The organism is Enterococcus sp. AZ062 (assembly GCF_051715065.1).
GTDB lineage: Bacteria > Bacillota > Bacilli > Lactobacillales > Enterococcaceae > Enterococcus_B > Enterococcus_B mundtii.
Map to the genome: position 1 here is coordinate 195,207 of NZ_JBIOTB010000001.1, position 16,378 is coordinate 211,584.

Sequence of the window (16,378 nt, forward strand, 5' to 3'; positions counted from 1 at the left end):
ATGAAGGTGGATAAAGAAAAAAATTTCGATGATCACACGGTTTCTTATTTTGAGATTCCGCCAACAAAAATTTTGGAACTAAGTGAACTGTTTCTTAAAGAGCGATTTCATGAAGTTCGCAAACCATATTTTGTATTGAGAAGGTTAGCAACTCTTTCAACCCAAAACGAATCAATCGGTATACCAGCCATCACGATGAAAGAACAAAAGAGTGGGAATTGTTCAGTTAGCGAAGTTGATGCTTCGCTAAAAACAATTTTATTCAATTGTAGGAAAGATATCTTTTCTTTAGAGATGAATAATCAAGTGACACCTAAATGGCATTCAAAACATGCTGAACCGTCTTTGGAAATGCACAATAGATTTCTTAGTGCTTTGAAAGAAAAGAATCCAGATTGGAATCGGCAGCTCGATTATATCTTTATTTATTATTTATATAAAAAAGGCCAACTTAAAAGTGAGTTTTTAAAAAATATTGATACAAAAAAACGTCGATGGCATCTACAAATCCAGTTTCTTTTTAAGGAAGATCCATATATTTCAGCAATATTCAATCATCCTGGCCAACTTCCAACTATAGATGAAAACTTGATCCAAGAAAAATCCAGCAATATCATTCAATCACTAGGTATTCATACCACAAGTAAGCTTGCAGAAATTTCTTCTGGTGATTTAAAAGAATATCTCTATCAGCAAAAGTCCATAACCGATACAATAAATGGTCGTTTACCATTTATACAAGTTCCAATAGCTAAGGAAATGATCCAGCGAATGTTATCTAGCTTAGAAAAGAAAGAGCAGGAAGTAACGGAGGAATTACACCGACGAAAAGTATTAAAAGAAAAAAGGAAAGAAATAAGGTTGGAGCAGAACTTGAGCAACCCTGCATCTATTCATTATCAACCGGAGACGATTTTTCCAATAGAAAAAAATGTCGAGAAGTTAAAACATGTATTGATTTTTGGTGACGAACAGGATAGAAAAGGCTTAATGGAAAAATTGGATCATTTAGATCCTAGACAAAAAAAGATACCCCATGATTCGAAAGTTTACATAGAATTGATTTTTCACGCCTTAAGAAAACGTTCAATTAATTCCAAGAATTTAGAAAGAGCAATACAGAACAATCCTCTACTTAATGAAATCATTCAAGTAATAAGAGATAGCATAGATTTGAACACAAACGCTGTTTATCCAATGCAATCACTGGGAGAGAGGCAAGAGTGTACACAAACAATAGAATATACTAATCAAGACTTTGAAGAGATTGCAGATGCGGGGAGCCAAAACCCCTTGATCCACCGTTCTGAATTGATCCTGATTGAAGCTGTTAAAAAAAGAGAAGATGTTGAGCTATGGGTACCATTAGATTCGCTTCGCCATCAAATGGATCAAACAATTGACAGTTTTAGAAATGATGTGTTCGATCATGCGCTGCGAGTCTTGTATCTTCAAAGAAATCAACTACAAGGTAGATTTGTTTTTTGGGAAAATGGGCAAAGAGTAGTGGCACCATGGGAGCGTGATCCAGAATTATGGGCAAATCGTGTACCAAAATCAGTTATCAAAAATGAACCCTTTCCTATAGAGGATTCACATACAGCGGCAACTCAAAAAGCAACCATAGATGTGCTTCCACCGTTAAATGAACAGGCAAAGAGATTTGAACGAACATTTACTTCGCTAGATAAGATCGAACCACAAAAAGCTAAGGTAGTAGTCACTGATAACCTTAAAGATTTCAAGAGTGTCGTTACCCACTTAAGCACGGTAGTAAAAGAAGGCCAAGTTATAGTAGCCTCAATGAATGCAAATGAAAAGATAAATGAATTGGCTAGTGTCAAAAGATGTTTATCTGGTAAAGAAACTTCAAAAAACAAGGAAGCTGTTATAAATGCCTCTTTGGATGAGCTTAAGTTGTGTAAAAATGTAAGTGCTCTATTTAGAAGGACAGCATCCAATACAGGAGTGGAAATGGAACTAGATCCACCACACAAACCAATAAAACGATTGGTTGATCAAGCAACCGATCAATTAATTCAAAGAAAAGGTCACTCGTATTACACAAGAATTGCAGGAATGAATGATCGAAGTACGAATACTAGTGAGAACGCTAGAAATAAGACCCATTGCTTTAGTAGTGTTGTGTCTCGGTTCAATAATGTATTTGAAAAAGGGAAAAACACTCCAGCAGAAAATGTGACTACCAAACCAACCAATACAGAAAAAGTTAGGATGACTAAATTGTTAACTGGTTTTCGATCAACAAAATTTGGACAGAATCTCGGAATGCATCAGACAACAAAACACCAGCAAAAAACATTGACGGAACGTTGAGTTATCTTTAAGAGAAGAGTAAAGAGTGTTTCGTACAAGAAACAATCATTTATTGTTGTCAACTTCTATAAAAATGTTAAAACAAGATCGAGATGAGTTTTTACGGTAGAAAAAATGAACAGAGGAAAGCAGATGAAGCTGCCACTCTCTGTTCATTTTTGTCATTATCTATTCTTACTCGATCACCAAGACGCCTTCTTTTAAGGCAAAAGGATTTTGATCATTGATATGGTCATAGAACATTACGCCATTGATATGGTCGATTTCATGTTGTACTACGATGGATTCATAATTTTTTAAACGGATTTTTTGTTTCTCACCGTTTTTGTCATAATACGAAAGCGTGATTTTTGCATGGCGCACAACATACCCAGGGACTTCACGATCGACGGATAAACAGCCTTCACCTTCGCCTAAGCAAGCATTCTGGACGGAATGGCTCAGGATTTTTGGATTATACATGACCGTACTCAACGTCGGTTCTGTGATTTCTGGATCTGGATTTGGTACGTGGACCGCAATGATCCGTTTTGAAATATCAAGCTGAGGCGCAGCTAGGCCGACACCACCACGTAAATTTAATTCTTCTGCTTTGATTGGATCTTGGCTATTTTTAAGAAATTCCAACATTTCTTCTCCTAATAAGAGATCTTCCTCACTGAGTGGAAGAGCGACTTCTTGCGCTACTTCACGTAATGTTGGATTGCCTTCTCGAATAATGTCATCCATTGTGATCATGGAATATGTACCCCTTTCTTATCAAACACTCTCTTTTCGGTTAATAGTTTACCATAAATTTGAAAAAGTAGTAGCCTGATTGTTTAATCAACTAGATTTTCTTAAGGATTCTACACTTGATTTATTAGGAAGATTCAGGTAAAGTATAGCTGTATGTTTAAAGCATATGTCCTGTTACTTGGTTAAACGAATCACCAACGTTTTACTCAGTCACAGGGGAATAATTAAACGAGGTGAAAGAAATGGCAATTTCAAAAGAACGCAAAAACGAAATCATCAAAGATTACGCACGTCATGAAGGAGATACTGGTTCTCCAGAAGTACAAATCGCTGTATTAACTGAAGAAATCAACCACTTGAACGAACATGCACGTGTTCACAAAAAAGATCATCATTCATACCGTGGTTTGATGAAAAAAGTTGGTCATCGTCGTAACTTGTTAGCTTACTTACGTAAAACTGACGTTCAACGTTACCGTGAATTGATCCAACGTCTAGGCTTACGCCGTTAATTTTTAACAGAAAGTGGGGTTCGCGTGAATCTCACTTTTTTACTTTAAACTATCAAACATTTCTGTGAATCAGCTCGATGGACTCCTACTAACCAAATGAAAGGTGCAAAAGATCGCTTTCGCGGTTTTCATTTGTTTAGTAGCGTCTAGCGTTCACGAGAAGGAAAAGGAGTATTTATGTCAGAAAAACAAGTTTTTAAAACGACATGGGGCGGACGTCCCTTAGAGATCGAAGTTGGCCAATTAGCCAAACAAGCCAATGGAGCAGTATTAGTTCGTTATGGGGATACGGTCGTATTAAGTGCGGCAGTTGCTTCAAAAGAAGCCAAAGATACAGATTTCTTCCCATTGACGATCAATTATGAAGAAAAAATGTATGCAGCTGGTAAGATCCCAGGAGGATTTATCAAACGTGAAGGTCGTCCAAGTACGGAAGCAACCTTGACTGCTCGTTTGATCGACCGTCCGATCCGTCCAATGTTTGCGGAAGGTTTCCGTAATGAAGTCCAAGTTACAAATATCGTGATGAGTGTGGAAACAGATTGTTCTCCCGCAATGGCAGCAATGTTAGGTTCTTCACTAGCTTTATCGATTTCAGATATCCCATTCGATGGACCAATCGCAGGTGTTGAAGTTGGCCGTGTCAATGGCGAGTACATCTTGAACCCAACAGTTGAACAAGCAGAGACTACCGATATCGAATTAAGCGTAGCTGGGACAAAACAAGCAATCAACATGGTTGAAAGTGGCGCAAAAGAAGTTTCTGAAGAAGATATGCTGGGTGCATTATTATTTGGATTTGACGCAATCAAAGAATTAGTCGCATTCCAAGAAGAAATCGTTCAAGCTGTCGGCAAAGAAAAAATGGAAGTTTCTTTATTACAAGTCGATGCTGACTTGAAAAAAGAAATTTTTGATGCATCATATGGCACGATGAAAGAAGCGGTCATGACAGAAGAAAAATTAGCGCGTGAAGATAATATCGACCAAGTGAAAATCGATATTCGCGAAGCTTATGCAGAGAAATTTGCGGGTCATGAAGAGGAAGCGCAATTACTAAAAGAAGTGAAACAAATTACGGAAGATCTTGAAAAAGACGTCGTTCGTGAGTTGATCACGATTGACAAAATCCGTCCTGATGGTCGTAAATTAGATGAGATCCGTCCTTTAGCATCAGAAGTTGGCTTGTTGCCACGTGTTCATGGTTCTGGATTATTTACTCGTGGACAAACTCAAGCACTATCATCATGTACATTGGCACCTTTAGGGGAACACCAAATCATTGATGGCTTAGGTGTAGAAGTCAGCAAACGATTCATCCACCATTACAATTTCCCACAATTTTCTGTGGGTTCAACTGGTCGTGCCGGTTCACCAGGTCGTCGTGAAATCGGTCATGGTGCATTAGGTGAACGTGCATTAGCACAAGTGATCCCTTCAGAAGAAGAGTTTCCTTACACGATCCGTCTAGTGGCAGAAGTGCTTGAATCGAATGGTTCATCTTCTCAAGCAAGTATCTGTGCAGGTACCTTAGCATTGATGGACGCAGGTGTGCCAATCAAAGCACCTGTTGCTGGTATTGCTATGGGATTAGTATCTGATGGTGAAAACTACACGATTTTAACAGACATCCAAGGTCTAGAAGACCATTTAGGCGACATGGACTTCAAAGTTGCCGGAACAAAAGATGGAATCACAGCACTACAAATGGATATCAAGATCCAAGGTATCACGGAACAAATCTTAAAAGAAGCACTGGCACAAGCAAAACAAGCACGTATGGAAATCTTAGAAGAATTGACTTCAACGATCGCTACACCACGTGAAGAGCTTAGCCAATATGCACCTAAAATCGAAATGATCCAAATCGATCCTACGAAAATCAAGGATGTCATCGGTAAAGGTGGCGATACGATCAATGGAATCATTGATGAAACAGGCGTGAAGATCGATATCGATCAAGACGGTAAAGTAAGTATTGCTTCTTCTGATAAAGAAATGATCCAAAAAGCAATCAAGATCATCGAAGACTTGACAAAAGAAGTCAAAGTTGGCGAAGTCTACCTTGGTAAAGTTGTTCGTATCGAAAAATTCGGTGCATTTGTCAACTTGATCAAAGGGAAAGACGGCTTAGTCCATATCTCTCAATTAGCGAATGAACGTGTGAACAATGTAGAAGACGTTGTGAAACTAGGCGATGAAGTGTTGGTGAAAGTGACAGAGATCGACAAACAAGGTCGTGTGAATCTTTCAAGAAAAGCAATGTTGAACGAAGAGGACAAGAAGTAATTCCATCGTTTTAAGATAAAAGTTTTTTAATAAGCGTACTACTACGAAAATAATTTTATATTTTCAAAAGTAGTACGCTTATTTTTTTAAAATCGTTAAAGTAAAACGCATAAAGGGTCAATTTATATTTTCTTAATAAACACTTAGTTATTTAAAGTGCAAAAGGAGGAATGGAAATGATCCATTTTTTATTCTCATTGATTGTAGGTGGCGTATTAGGATTCGTTGCTGGAGCTGTTCTTAATGAAGATGTTCCAGGGGGCGTCACTGGAAATATTATCATTGGTTTCTTTGGAAGTTGGTTAGGTGAATTTGTGTTAGGCGATCTAGGTCCATCAATCAGTGGCTTTTATCTTATCCCATCATTGATCGGGGCACTCGTTTGTTTGGCTCTTTACTCCTTTACAGCCGATTATTTAAGAAGACGTCGATGAATCGGTTATTTTTAGCTGATTTATTGACACCGACGTTGAATACTTGGATAATTAGGTGGAATTTAGGTCAATCATAGGATTGGAGAAATGAGGGGGAACAGTGACAACAAAGCATAACACAAAAAAAATCTCGATGGCTGGGTTATTAGTCGCCATGGGGGTTGTTTATGGAGATATCGGTACCAGTCCGCTTTATGTAATGAAAGCAATCGTAGAAGACAATGGCGGCTTGCGGGGGATCAACCCAGATTTTGTTATCGGAGCAGTCTCCTTGATTTTTTGGACTTTGACATTATTAACGACGATCAAATATGTCGTGATTGCTTTAAATGCAGATAACCATGGGGAAGGTGGGATCTTTTCTTTATATACTTTGGTTAGAAAAGGCGGTAAATATCTGATCATACCTGCAATGATCGGTGGCGCAGCATTATTAGCAGATGGGGTACTGACCCCCGCTGTAACGGTTACGACCGCTATTGAAGGATTGCGTGGGATTCCACAATTCTTTGACCGTTTCGGCAATGACCAGAACATCATCGTCATTATTACTTTAGTTATTATTTTTGTTTTATTCATGGTCCAACGATTCGGTACAGAAGTTGTCGGGAAAGCATTTGGACCGATTATGTTTTTATGGTTCACCTTTTTAGGCGCGATGGGCTTGTTTAATTTCAGTCAAGACTGGACAGTGATCCGTGCCTTAAATCCTTATTATGCGATCCAGTTGCTATTTAGTCCTGATAATAAGCTAGGTCTATTTATTCTAGGAAATATCTTTCTGGCTACTACTGGGGCAGAGGCGCTTTATTCTGACTTAGGACATGTCGGAAAACGAAACATTCGTTTAAGCTGGCCATACGTTAAAGTATGTTTGGTATTGAATTATTTTGGGCAGGCAGCATGGCTGTTGAATGTCTATCAAAATCCAGAAACCCAAGCGATCGAAAACTTGAATCCATTTTTCAAAATGATGCCGGCTAGTTTTACCGTCATTGGGGTCATATTTGCAACGATTGCGGCTGTTATCGCTTCGCAAGCGTTAATTACTGGGTCATTTACTCTAGTTTCAGAAGCAATCAAATTGAAATTATTGCCTCGGTTGAAAATCATGTATCCCGGAAGCAGTATCGGGCAAATGTATATTCCAGCAGTAAATTTGATTCTATGGATTGCTTGTTCACTGGTTGTTGTTACCTTTAGAACCTCACACCATATGGAAGCTGCGTACGGGCTGTCCATTACCGTAACGATGTTGATGACGACTGCCTTACTTTATTTCTATTTGCTCCAAACTGGCTATCCGAAGTGGTTAGCTCATACAATTACCTTTTTCTTTGGGGCAATCGAAGTCGTCTTCTTTATTTCAAGTATCGTGAAGTTCTTCCATGGCGGTTTTGTCGCTGTGTTGATTGCTTTAGTCATTCTAGCAGTCATGTTTGTTTGGGAACAAGGAAATATCATTCGTGAATCGGTCGCAGAAGAAGTGGCATTAAAAGAATATATTCCACAACTTCAAGCATTGAAAGAGGACAAATCCTTACCAATGTATCAAACGAATGTAGTTTTCTTAGTGCCAGATATGGCAGATGGGAAGGTTGGTCGTCAGTTCGTGTATTCCATTTTAGATAAACGACCAAAGCGGGCGAAGGCCTATTGGTTTGTCCACGTAGAAGTAACCGATGAACCCTATACGAAAGAATATCAAGTGGATATGATGGGAACCGATTTCGTTGTTCAAGTGAACCTGTTCTTAGGATTCCGCGTACAACAAGAAATCAATGTCTACGTTCGACAAATCATCCACGATTTAATGAAACAAGGACGTCTACCAAAACAACCACAGACGTATTCATTGACTCCAGGAAGAGAAGTCGGCGATTTCCAATTCATCTTGATCGACGAAGTAGTTTCCAATGTAACAACTCTTGGAAAATGGGAACGACAAATCATGCAAGCTAAACTTGCCATAAAGAAAATCGCTACGACGCCAGAAACATGGTTTGGTTTAGAATACAGTGAAGTCAAACATGAAACAGTACCTTTGCTGATTGGTGGAACAAGAAAAACGTGGTTGAAAGAACGAAAAAGTAAGTAGATAAAGAATTAGTTTATGCTATACTAAAACTGGAAAGAGGAGTTGCGATAACAACTCCCCTTTGACAGTACCGCTTAATTAACAGCGGCATATTTCAACTTATTTTTTACAAAATAACCGTCCTATGCCGAGGACGGTTATTTCTTTTTGTCGTTGTTAAGCAATGCTACAACCAACGTAATCAGAGCGATAGTAAACATACCAAAGCTGAGCATCAATTTAGACTAAATGCCCAACTGACAGAGGATCTTCCCTAGAACTTAATCTAGTAAGCATGTCGATAGTATGCTATACTAAATACGAAAAGAGGAGTTGCATCAACAACTCCCCTTTGACAGCGTTGTTTAAAAAACAGCGGCATAGGTTTAGTTAATTGTTATAAAAATAACCGTCCTAAGCCGAGGACGGTTATTTCTTTTTGTCGTCTCTAAGCAATGCTACAACCAACGTGATCAGGGCGATGGTGAACATACCAAAGCTGAGCATCAATTGGATTGTATCGAGTGCCGACAAAAGGCGTCTCCTTTCGTAAGATTTAGAAAGTATGTGCATACGCACCACCTCGCTTTCGAAGGATAGCCACCGTCATTAAACTGTACTGTCACGTAATAGCATAGCACATGCGCACATTTTAAACCTTAATTTATAAATTTTCTTGTTATTGAATAGCTGTTGAATGCTAGTGATACAAGTGAATAAATCCTCCCATTATTTAAAGTGATCTCGTGGGAGAAGCAGAAATCAAAAGCCTCCTAGTTATACTCTTTTTATGAAAAGTTGTACAATTGAAATGAAAAGTGAGGCGAAACAAATGGTATTAAATTTTGTCATATTATTTTTTATGATAGCAATCACTGCTTTTTTTGTTGCGAGTGAATTTGCTTTGGTAAAAATCAGACGTTCCCGTTTAGAGCAATTGGAAAAAGACGACGTGAAGAACGCTAAACTAGCGCTGCATGTGACCCATCATTTAGACGATTATTTATCTGCAAGTCAGTTGGGTATCACATTGACAGGCTTGATCATTGGTTGGGTTGGCGAAGGTTCTGTGGCAGCATTGTTGGAACCTTGGATCGGTCAGCTTCCGATCGGACGGGGAATAAGTGCAACGATCTCTGTCGCATTAGGGTTCATTCTGGTGACGTATGTCGACGTTGTGGTGGGGGAACTTTTGCCGAAAAGTTATAGTATCGTCAATACGGAACAAGTTGTGTTATTCGTAGTCAGACCCTTGCATTATTTTTATCTGGCGATGTTTCCTTTCATCTGGGTATTGAATCATTCGGCAGCAAGCTTAGGTAAATTGCTAGGCGTGAAACTAGTATCAGAAGGTGAAGAAACACTCTCGCAAGAAGAATTGACTTTAGTTGCCCTCAATTCTTACCAGCAAGGTGAGTTGACAAAGGATGAATACCAGTACTTAGAAAATGTCTTTGAATTTGATGACACACTGGCAAAAGACATTCAAGTAGATCGGACATCGATGCAAGTATTTGATGCGTCAGATACAGTCAAACAAGCCATCAAGGAATCGATTGAACGTGGGCATACGAGATATCCTGTCATACTGGAATCCAAAGATAATGTGTTAGGATACGTGACATTACCTGCGTTGATCAAACAATCTTTAGAAGATGACCAGATAACGGTGGAGTCTCTGATTGAAGAACCAATCGTGACAGCAGAAACTATCCCCATCAAGAAACTATTGACGATCATGCGAAGAAAAGGAAAACATATAGCGATCTTAAAGGATGAATATGGTGGGACAAGTGGACTTGTCACGATCGAGGATATTTTAGAAGAGATCGTCGGTGAGATTCGAGATGAAACAGATGTGGACCAAGCATTGATTGCGAAACAAGCAGATGGCAGCTATATTGTTTCAGGTAAATTGACACTTGATGATTTTGAGCGCTACTTCAATGAGGATGTTCCAGAATTTGAAGAAACGAATTTCATCACTCTGGCTGGCTTTATGTCAAGCTATCAAAAAGAGATCGAACCAGGTACAGTGATCACGATTGGACAATTCAAATTTACAGTTTTGGAATATGATCATGCACATATCGACTATTTCAACTTGGTGATTTTACCAACGAATCCATAGAAAAAAAGTGTTCTTCCCGTAGTATAGGAGGAACACTTTTTTTAATCTAATAACTGATTTCAGCATCTTCAATTGAAAATTGCTGTTGTTCGGCGTCTAGCTGTTTCAAATGTTTCACAGCGCGGATATAAGAGTAAAGCAAGACAATGACAGAACCAGCCCAAGCGAGTGGTGAAGCAAGAGCAGCACCTGGATAGCCCCAGATTCCAGTCAGAATGATTGCAGCGAAAGAACGCATGATCAGTTCCATCATCCCTGCAATCGTCGGTACTTTACTTTGACCAAGTCCTTGTAATGTGTAACGTAAGATAAATAGGATAGCTAAGATCCAGTAAAGGGAGCCGTTGATGTTGAAATACGTTTGTGCCAAATCAAAAACGACAGTTTCATTTGGGCTGACAAACAAGCTCACCAATGGTCGACCAAGGAAAATGACAATTGCTCCGGCTAAGAAACTAAAGCCGATACTCATCACTAATGTTTGACGAACGCCTTTTAAGATACGCCCATATTGTTTCGCTCCATAGTTTTGTGCTGCAAAAGTCGCCATCGCAATCCCAAAGGACATCATAGGTTGAACAGCAAATTGATCGATTCGACCAGCTGCGGCTTGGGCAGCTACGACATCTGTACCTAAGCTGTTTAATGCAGATTGCAAGACGATTGCACCAATCGCAATGATCGAAGATTGGAAAGCCATTGGTAAAGCAACATTCAAATGCATACGGATCTCTTGTTTATCGAACGAAAAATCTTTTTTACGTAATTGAAGCATTGGGATCTTTTTCTTGATATAGACGATACATAATAGACTAGAAGCAATTTGCGCAATCACTGTTGCAATAGCAGCACCTTCTACTCCCATACCGAAGTTGATAATAAAGATCAAATCCAAGACAACGTTGATAATTACCGCAACGATCAAAAAGAGTAAAGGCGTTCGACTATCACCAAGTGCGCGAATAACATTTGACAATAAATTGAAGCTGACGGCAGCAAAGATTCCCCATAGGATGATCACGATGAATGTTTGTGCTTCATCAATGATATCTGCAGGTGTTTGCATCAACTGGAGCATCGGACGAATAAATACTAAGCTAAGGACAGTTAAAATCACAGTAACAATGACACTAATCATGACACTTGTAGCAAAACTTTTTTTCAACCCACGGAAGTCTTTCGCACCATATCGTTGTGCTGTAATAATGGCTAAACCAGCGGTTAGACCTTGAGCAAAGCCAATAATCAAGAAAGTTAATCCACCGGTAGCTCCTACAGCCGCTAGTGAGTTTTTCCCTAATGTCTGCCCAACGATGATCATATCGACCATGTTGTAAAACTGCTGAAAAACATTGCCTATCAATAAAGGGACAGTAAATAGCAAAATCAGTTTGGCTGGGCTTCCTTTTGTTAAATCGCGCATCTTGTAAACTCCTTATTTCTTTTAAAATTTAGTTAGTAGTATATAGTGTTTACCCTTGGAATACCAATTAGAATCTGATGATAAATAAATAGCTAAAATGCTTTATGTTTTCTGAAAATTTTCAGAGAAGGTCATCATAAAAGTAGCCAAGAAGTGAGTCTGCGATGAAAATCAAAGAGTCAACTTACTTGGCTATCGTGCAAAACAAAGGGTTTTTTTTAGTATTGTTTAATTTCACTTGGGAGAAGAATGGTTTCTCTGGTCCCATCATCATAGGCAAATACTTGCGCCGGATACTGTGGAGAATAAGGGAATGGTAAATCGATCCCCATCTCGACGGTACTGCCTGCTTGAGAAAAATGCAAGGTTACTTTCCCATGATTGTTGATTAAATCAAAAGCTAAAATATTATCTAATGGAATAACACCCTTAAGGTCTAAATCAATAACGAACCAGATACTATCGATCAGTTCATCTGGTAAACTTGATACCACACCTAGTGATGCGTATCGATTACGGCTATTATCAAAACTTTCAAACATCGGCTTAGCCTCCTTTGTCTAAAAAACCGAAATGACGAGAACAACATATTATTATCAGGATAAACGAGTTATACTTTTTTAACGTTGGTTCATTCTAATAAACATTTATACAAAATGCAACAATATTTGCATACTTTTTTTCAAAGTATAAGAAACTTTTAAGAGGACTTCAAGAAACCTTACTATATAAGGGTTTTTGCGCTTATCAAAAAAACAAATAAGGGTTGATAAATAGGAATATACCATTCTTAAAACAATTTATTTTTAAGTGGGAATTAAAAAAAACGAAGCAATGACACAAGTCACTGCTTCGTTGATCAAAAGACGTTTATTCTTCAGTTGAACCAATCACTTCTGGTTCTGCTGCTTCACCAGTTGATTCTTCTTCTTCTGTTGGTGCAACAACTGCGGCGATTTGTTCTTCTCCATCAGTAATGATCGTGTATGCGTCATTTTTTGGTAGATCCGCTACAGTGATCGAATCACCTAATGCTAAATCAGTGATATCCACTTCGATGTTTTCTGGTAATTGATCTGGCGTAGCAGAAACAATCACAGTATATAGGTTTTGAGCCAATACACCACCAGATTTCACACCAGTAGATTCGCCAACAAGGACAATTTCTGTTTCGACTTCTGTTTCTTCTGTCATATTAACAGATAGGAACTCCACGTGTTCTAATTGGTTGGTAAATGTGTTTGATTGGACTTTATGAACAAGTGTGTTGACTTTTTTTCCTTCAATATTCATTGTGATAACTGTGTTTGCGGCATTCTCACGCAATACTTTACTAAATGTCGCACGATCAAATGAAATTGGCGTGCTTTCTACATTGTAGCCATAAACGATTGCAGGAACTTTTCCTTCATGACGCAATTTGTTTCTCAATGAACGGGGACGTACTTCTCTTTTACTTACTTCTAATGATACTGACATAACCAAAATTCCTCCTTAAAATGTGACTGTCTGCTTTGGTGTCAGACAGATTTTATTTAAGTGAATGTCACATGGTCTCTTGCACATTATCAGGTAGCGCGAAAAAACGCAAAAAGACAGATGCGCGCATCTGCCCTTAAAAAGTCAGGATTCAACTTTTCTCCACCAGGTCATTACGCTGTGTATGAGAAATCCAATTCACTTTACTCTTTAACCGTAACGCGAATTTCTAAGTAAGTCAAGGAAACAACTTAACGTTTCCATTTTGCATGATGTACGATTCAGGTTATAATGCGTATGTAGCTAGGAAAGGAAGCAGTTATGCGGTTAGATAAATTAATAGAAAAAGAATTAGAAACATCACGTAAAGAGATGAAACGACTTTTTGCGATGAAACTCGTACGTATCGATGGTAAAGTGGAACAGAAACAGAATCGTAATGTGGATAGTTTGCTCCACTGTATCGAAGTGGATGGCGTAAATCTACATACAAATGAAGTATACTTTATGCTGAATAAACCCAAAAAAGCTGTAACAGCGGTGACAGACGTTCACAAAACGACCGTTATCGATTTGTTGGCTTCAGCCGACCGCACCCAGCCTTTGTATCCAGTGGGGCGATTAGATCGTGATACAACAGGGTTATCGCTAATCACTTCAAATGGACAATTAGGCTATGAAATGTTACTGCCTGAGAAGAAAGTGAAGAAAACATACGTAGCAGTTGTCAATGAACAAGTGACAGAAGCTGATCAAGTTGCTTTTGAAAAAGGGATCATCTTTGATAGTGGCTATCAGTGTTTGCCAGCCCATCTAGAAGTCTTGGATATCCAACAAGGTCAAAGTATCGTACGCCTGACGATCCAAGAAGGAAAATTCCACCAAGTGAAAAAAATGTTTTTGGCTTGTGGGAAAAAAGTGACAGCATTACAACGCATCAGCATGGGTCCATTACAGTTAGATCCACATTTAGCTGAAGGTTCATATCGTTCATTGACGTTAGACGAACTAAAAAAAATAAAAAAATATTTTAAATAATAAAAGTGAATTGGGTATTTCATTCGATGGATTTGTATTACACTCCTAATAGGAGTAAGAGGTGATGTTCTATGTCTGGAATCGAAGGAAAAGACAAAATTAACGAAAAAAAGAAAGTTCAAGTGAATATCAATAAGAATTTAGCTACTGACGTCGAAAGCATTTTAGATTCATTAAGAGTAAATCCATCTATCGTAATCACTGCTAACAACCTAACAACCCACGAAAATGCAAATAAACGAAACATTAAATATAGAAGAAATAGGAGAATTAGATGAAATATCATACATTATTATTCGACGTAGATGATACGTTATTAGATTTTCAACAAACAGAAGCAGAAGCCTTGCACCAACTCTTTGCGGAACAAGGCATTGAACTGACACCAGAGATCAGAACAAGTTATAAAGCATTGAATCATCATTTATGGCGAGAATTTGAAAAAGGGCAGATGACAAGAGATGAAGTGACAGGCAACCGCTTTGGTCTGTTGTTCCAACAGTTCGGCAAGACAGTAGATAGCCAAGCAATGGATCAACGTTATCGACATTATTTGAATCAGGGCCATCATTGGATTCCTGGAAGCCATGAATTACTGGAAGCAGTGTCAAGTGAAGCTGAACTTTATATAGTGACGAATGGGGTTTCTCAAACCCAACATCGACGATTAACAGATGCTCGGATGATCCATTATTTTCGAGAAATTTTTGTCTCAGAAGCAATTGGCGCACAAAAGCCATTGAAGGCTTTTTTTGATCACGTGTTTGCTAATATTCCTGAGTTGGACAAAGAACGAACGGTGATTATCGGTGATTCACTGACTTCGGATATCAAAGGTGGAAATGAAGCAGGGATCGATACGATCTGGTTCAATAAAAATAAGTTGCCTGAAATACCAGAGATCCAACCAACCTATCGGATTGATTCTTTAGAAGAACTTTACCCGCTCTTGGAAATCTCACCTCATTAATTTTCAGAAAAATAGTGCATTTTCCTTTTTTTTCGCTATAATAGATTAGAATGAAAAAACGGATATGAAAGAGGTTTTAGTCAATGACAAAAAGCAAGCCAATTATCATTGGTGTGACGGGCGGATCGGGAAGCGGAAAGACAAGCGTCAGCCGAGGGATTTTTAGTCACTTTCCAGACCACTCCATCATGATGCTTGAACAAGATTCTTACTATAAAGATCAAAGTCATCTTAGCTTTGAAGAACGGTTGAATACAAACTACGATCATCCTTTTGCCTTTGATAATGAACTGCTGATCCAGCACGTTGAAAAACTACTGAACTATGAAGCCATTGAAAAACCAGTCTATGATTATGTTGCCCATACGAGAAGTCAAGCAACAATCATCCAAGAACCAAAAGAAGTGATTATTTTGGAAGGTATCTTGATTTTAGAAGACGAGCGTTTACGTGATTTGATGGATATCAAGATCTATGTAGATACAGACGATGACATTCGGATCATTCGCCGCATCAAACGTGACATGGAAGAGCGCGGCCGTACCTTAGATTCTGTGATCGAACAATATTTAACAGTCGTTAAGCCGATGTATCATCAGTTTATTGAACCAACAAAACGTTACGCTGATATTATCGTTCCAGAAGGTGGCGAAAATCACGTAGCTATCGACTTGATCACAACGAAAGTTGCTAGTTTTTTGAATCACCAGTAAAAAGATAAGAACAGGTGTTAGAACTGAAGTAGTCGTTATGCCTATCTTCTAAAACCAAATAAACGGCGTTTTATAAGTAACTTCTGCGGGTAATCAGTCATAAAGAAGTGCTCAAATCCGAGAAATAAGCGTGAAAAACCGAAAATTTTTCTTCAAATTTTTGGGATTTCACGCTTATTTCTGAAGGAGCTTCTTCACGTTGTTTATTCGGGCTTAGGAGGCACAAGAGGATCAAGC

Annotated in this window: 15 protein-coding genes and 1 pseudogene; 10 read left to right on the forward strand and 6 right to left on the reverse strand. The window is 38.6% G+C overall.

Annotated elements, in window-relative coordinates; translation table 11 throughout:
- The first annotated feature begins 6 nt into the window (after positions 1-6).
- A complete protein-coding gene (locus tag IGJ00_RS00950) occupies positions 7-2,337 on the forward strand; it encodes a hypothetical protein (RefSeq protein ID WP_375152001.1) in 2,331 nt (776 codons plus the stop codon).
- Positions 2,338-2,511: 174 nt separating this feature from the next.
- Here the strand turns inward: IGJ00_RS00950 and def are convergent, their stop codons facing one another.
- A complete protein-coding gene (def, locus tag IGJ00_RS00955; protein ID WP_010734376.1) occupies positions 2,512-3,075 on the reverse strand; it encodes a peptide deformylase in 564 nt (187 codons plus the stop codon).
- 242 nt (positions 3,076-3,317) lie between these two features.
- Between def and rpsO the strand changes: the two genes are divergently transcribed.
- The 4 genes from rpsO to IGJ00_RS00975 all read left to right on the forward strand — a co-directional run bounded on the left by rpsO (position 3,318) and on the right by IGJ00_RS00975 (position 8,408).
- Positions 3,318-3,587, forward strand: coding sequence for a 30S ribosomal protein S15 (rpsO, locus tag IGJ00_RS00960; protein WP_010734375.1), 270 nt, complete (start codon positions 3,318-3,320; stop codon positions 3,585-3,587).
- A 177-nt stretch (positions 3,588-3,764) separates the two neighbouring features.
- The gene (gene pnp, locus IGJ00_RS00965; protein WP_071866107.1) at positions 3,765-5,876 is read left to right on the forward strand and encodes a polyribonucleotide nucleotidyltransferase; all 2,112 of its coding nucleotides are present in this window, start codon (positions 3,765-3,767) and stop codon (positions 5,874-5,876) included.
- A 176-nt stretch (positions 5,877-6,052) separates the two neighbouring features.
- A complete protein-coding gene (locus IGJ00_RS00970; protein ID WP_065096493.1) occupies positions 6,053-6,310 on the forward strand; it encodes a GlsB/YeaQ/YmgE family stress response membrane protein in 258 nt (85 codons plus the stop codon).
- 100 nt (positions 6,311-6,410) lie between these two features.
- Positions 6,411-8,408 carry a KUP/HAK/KT family potassium transporter gene (locus tag IGJ00_RS00975; protein ID WP_071866108.1) on the forward strand — a complete coding sequence of 666 codons (1,998 nt, stop codon included), beginning with the start codon at positions 6,411-6,413 and terminating at the stop codon, positions 8,406-8,408.
- 137 nt (positions 8,409-8,545) lie between these two features.
- Here IGJ00_RS00975 and IGJ00_RS00980 read toward each other — a convergent pair.
- Both IGJ00_RS00980 and pepG1 read right to left on the reverse strand, forming a co-directional pair.
- Positions 8,546-8,623: pseudogene (locus IGJ00_RS00980) on the reverse strand (putative holin-like toxin); the annotation flags it as partial.
- A 193-nt stretch (positions 8,624-8,816) separates the two neighbouring features.
- Positions 8,817-8,960: a type I toxin-antitoxin system toxin PepG1 gene (gene pepG1 / locus IGJ00_RS00985; RefSeq protein WP_086335327.1), complete on the reverse strand. Its 144-nt coding sequence runs from the start codon at positions 8,958-8,960 to the stop codon at positions 8,817-8,819.
- A gap of 259 nt (positions 8,961-9,219) precedes the next feature.
- On the opposite strand from pepG1, the gene IGJ00_RS00990 reads away from it, so the two are divergent.
- Complete coding sequence (locus IGJ00_RS00990; protein WP_071866222.1) at positions 9,220-10,518, forward strand: hemolysin family protein; 1,299 nt, start codon at positions 9,220-9,222, stop codon at positions 10,516-10,518.
- Positions 10,519-10,564: 46 nt separating this feature from the next.
- On the opposite strand, the gene IGJ00_RS00995 is transcribed toward IGJ00_RS00990, so the two are convergent.
- The 3 genes from IGJ00_RS00995 to IGJ00_RS01005 all read right to left on the reverse strand — a co-directional run bounded on the left by IGJ00_RS00995 (position 10,565) and on the right by IGJ00_RS01005 (position 13,420).
- The gene (locus tag IGJ00_RS00995; protein ID WP_071866111.1) at positions 10,565-11,941 is read right to left on the reverse strand and encodes an MATE family efflux transporter; all 1,377 of its coding nucleotides are present in this window, start codon (positions 11,939-11,941) and stop codon (positions 10,565-10,567) included.
- A 218-nt stretch (positions 11,942-12,159) separates the two neighbouring features.
- On the reverse strand, positions 12,160-12,483 hold the full coding sequence (locus IGJ00_RS01000; protein ID WP_071866112.1) for a DUF960 domain-containing protein: 324 nt from the start codon (positions 12,481-12,483) through the stop codon (positions 12,160-12,162).
- Positions 12,484-12,811: 328 nt separating this feature from the next.
- Complete coding sequence (locus IGJ00_RS01005; protein WP_071866113.1) at positions 12,812-13,420, reverse strand: 50S ribosomal protein L25/general stress protein Ctc; 609 nt, start codon at positions 13,418-13,420, stop codon at positions 12,812-12,814.
- 321 nt (positions 13,421-13,741) lie between these two features.
- On the opposite strand from IGJ00_RS01005, the gene IGJ00_RS01010 reads away from it, so the two are divergent.
- The 4 genes from IGJ00_RS01010 to udk all read left to right on the forward strand — a co-directional run bounded on the left by IGJ00_RS01010 (position 13,742) and on the right by udk (position 16,141).
- Positions 13,742-14,458: a 16S rRNA pseudouridine(516) synthase gene (locus IGJ00_RS01010; protein WP_074799584.1), complete on the forward strand. Its 717-nt coding sequence runs from the start codon at positions 13,742-13,744 to the stop codon at positions 14,456-14,458.
- A 71-nt stretch (positions 14,459-14,529) separates the two neighbouring features.
- Positions 14,530-14,736: a hypothetical protein gene (locus IGJ00_RS01015; RefSeq protein WP_254905454.1), complete on the forward strand. Its 207-nt coding sequence runs from the start codon at positions 14,530-14,532 to the stop codon at positions 14,734-14,736.
- Complete coding sequence (locus IGJ00_RS01020; protein WP_438844014.1) at positions 14,733-15,428, forward strand: YjjG family noncanonical pyrimidine nucleotidase; 696 nt, start codon at positions 14,733-14,735, stop codon at positions 15,426-15,428. The genes IGJ00_RS01015 and IGJ00_RS01020 overlap by 4 nt, the downstream gene beginning before the upstream one ends.
- 83 nt (positions 15,429-15,511) lie before the next feature.
- Positions 15,512-16,141, forward strand: a complete 630-nt coding sequence (udk, locus tag IGJ00_RS01025) for a uridine kinase (protein WP_010734363.1) — start codon at positions 15,512-15,514, stop codon at positions 16,139-16,141.
- Positions 16,142-16,378 lie beyond the last annotated feature (237 nt).

Excerpts from the sequence above, each read along its gene's own strand:
- IGJ00_RS01000 (WP_071866112.1), bottom strand. The coding sequence starts at position 12,483 with ATGTTTGAAAGTTTTGATAATAGCCGTAATCGATACGCATCACTAGGT.
- IGJ00_RS01005 (WP_071866113.1), bottom strand. The coding sequence starts at position 13,420 with ATGTCAGTATCATTAGAAGTAAGTAAAAGAGAAGTACGTCCCCGTTCA.
- def (WP_010734376.1), bottom strand. The coding sequence starts at position 3,075 with ATGATCACAATGGATGACATTATTCGAGAAGGCAATCCAACATTACGT.
- pepG1 (WP_086335327.1), bottom strand. The coding sequence starts at position 8,960 with ATGCACATACTTTCTAAATCTTACGAAAGGAGACGCCTTTTGTCGGCA.
- IGJ00_RS00995 (WP_071866111.1), bottom strand. The coding sequence starts at position 11,941 with ATGCGCGATTTAACAAAAGGAAGCCCAGCCAAACTGATTTTGCTATTT.
- rpsO (WP_010734375.1), top strand. The coding sequence starts at position 3,318 with ATGGCAATTTCAAAAGAACGCAAAAACGAAATCATCAAAGATTACGCA.
- pnp (WP_071866107.1), top strand. The coding sequence starts at position 3,765 with ATGTCAGAAAAACAAGTTTTTAAAACGACATGGGGCGGACGTCCCTTA.
- IGJ00_RS00970 (WP_065096493.1), top strand. The coding sequence starts at position 6,053 with ATGATCCATTTTTTATTCTCATTGATTGTAGGTGGCGTATTAGGATTC.
- IGJ00_RS01010 (WP_074799584.1), top strand. The coding sequence starts at position 13,742 with ATGCGGTTAGATAAATTAATAGAAAAAGAATTAGAAACATCACGTAAA.
- IGJ00_RS00990 (WP_071866222.1), top strand. The coding sequence starts at position 9,220 with ATGGTATTAAATTTTGTCATATTATTTTTTATGATAGCAATCACTGCT.
- IGJ00_RS01020 (WP_438844014.1), top strand. The coding sequence starts at position 14,733 with ATGAAATATCATACATTATTATTCGACGTAGATGATACGTTATTAGAT.
- IGJ00_RS01015 (WP_254905454.1), top strand. The coding sequence starts at position 14,530 with ATGTCTGGAATCGAAGGAAAAGACAAAATTAACGAAAAAAAGAAAGTT.
- udk (WP_010734363.1), top strand. The coding sequence starts at position 15,512 with ATGACAAAAAGCAAGCCAATTATCATTGGTGTGACGGGCGGATCGGGA.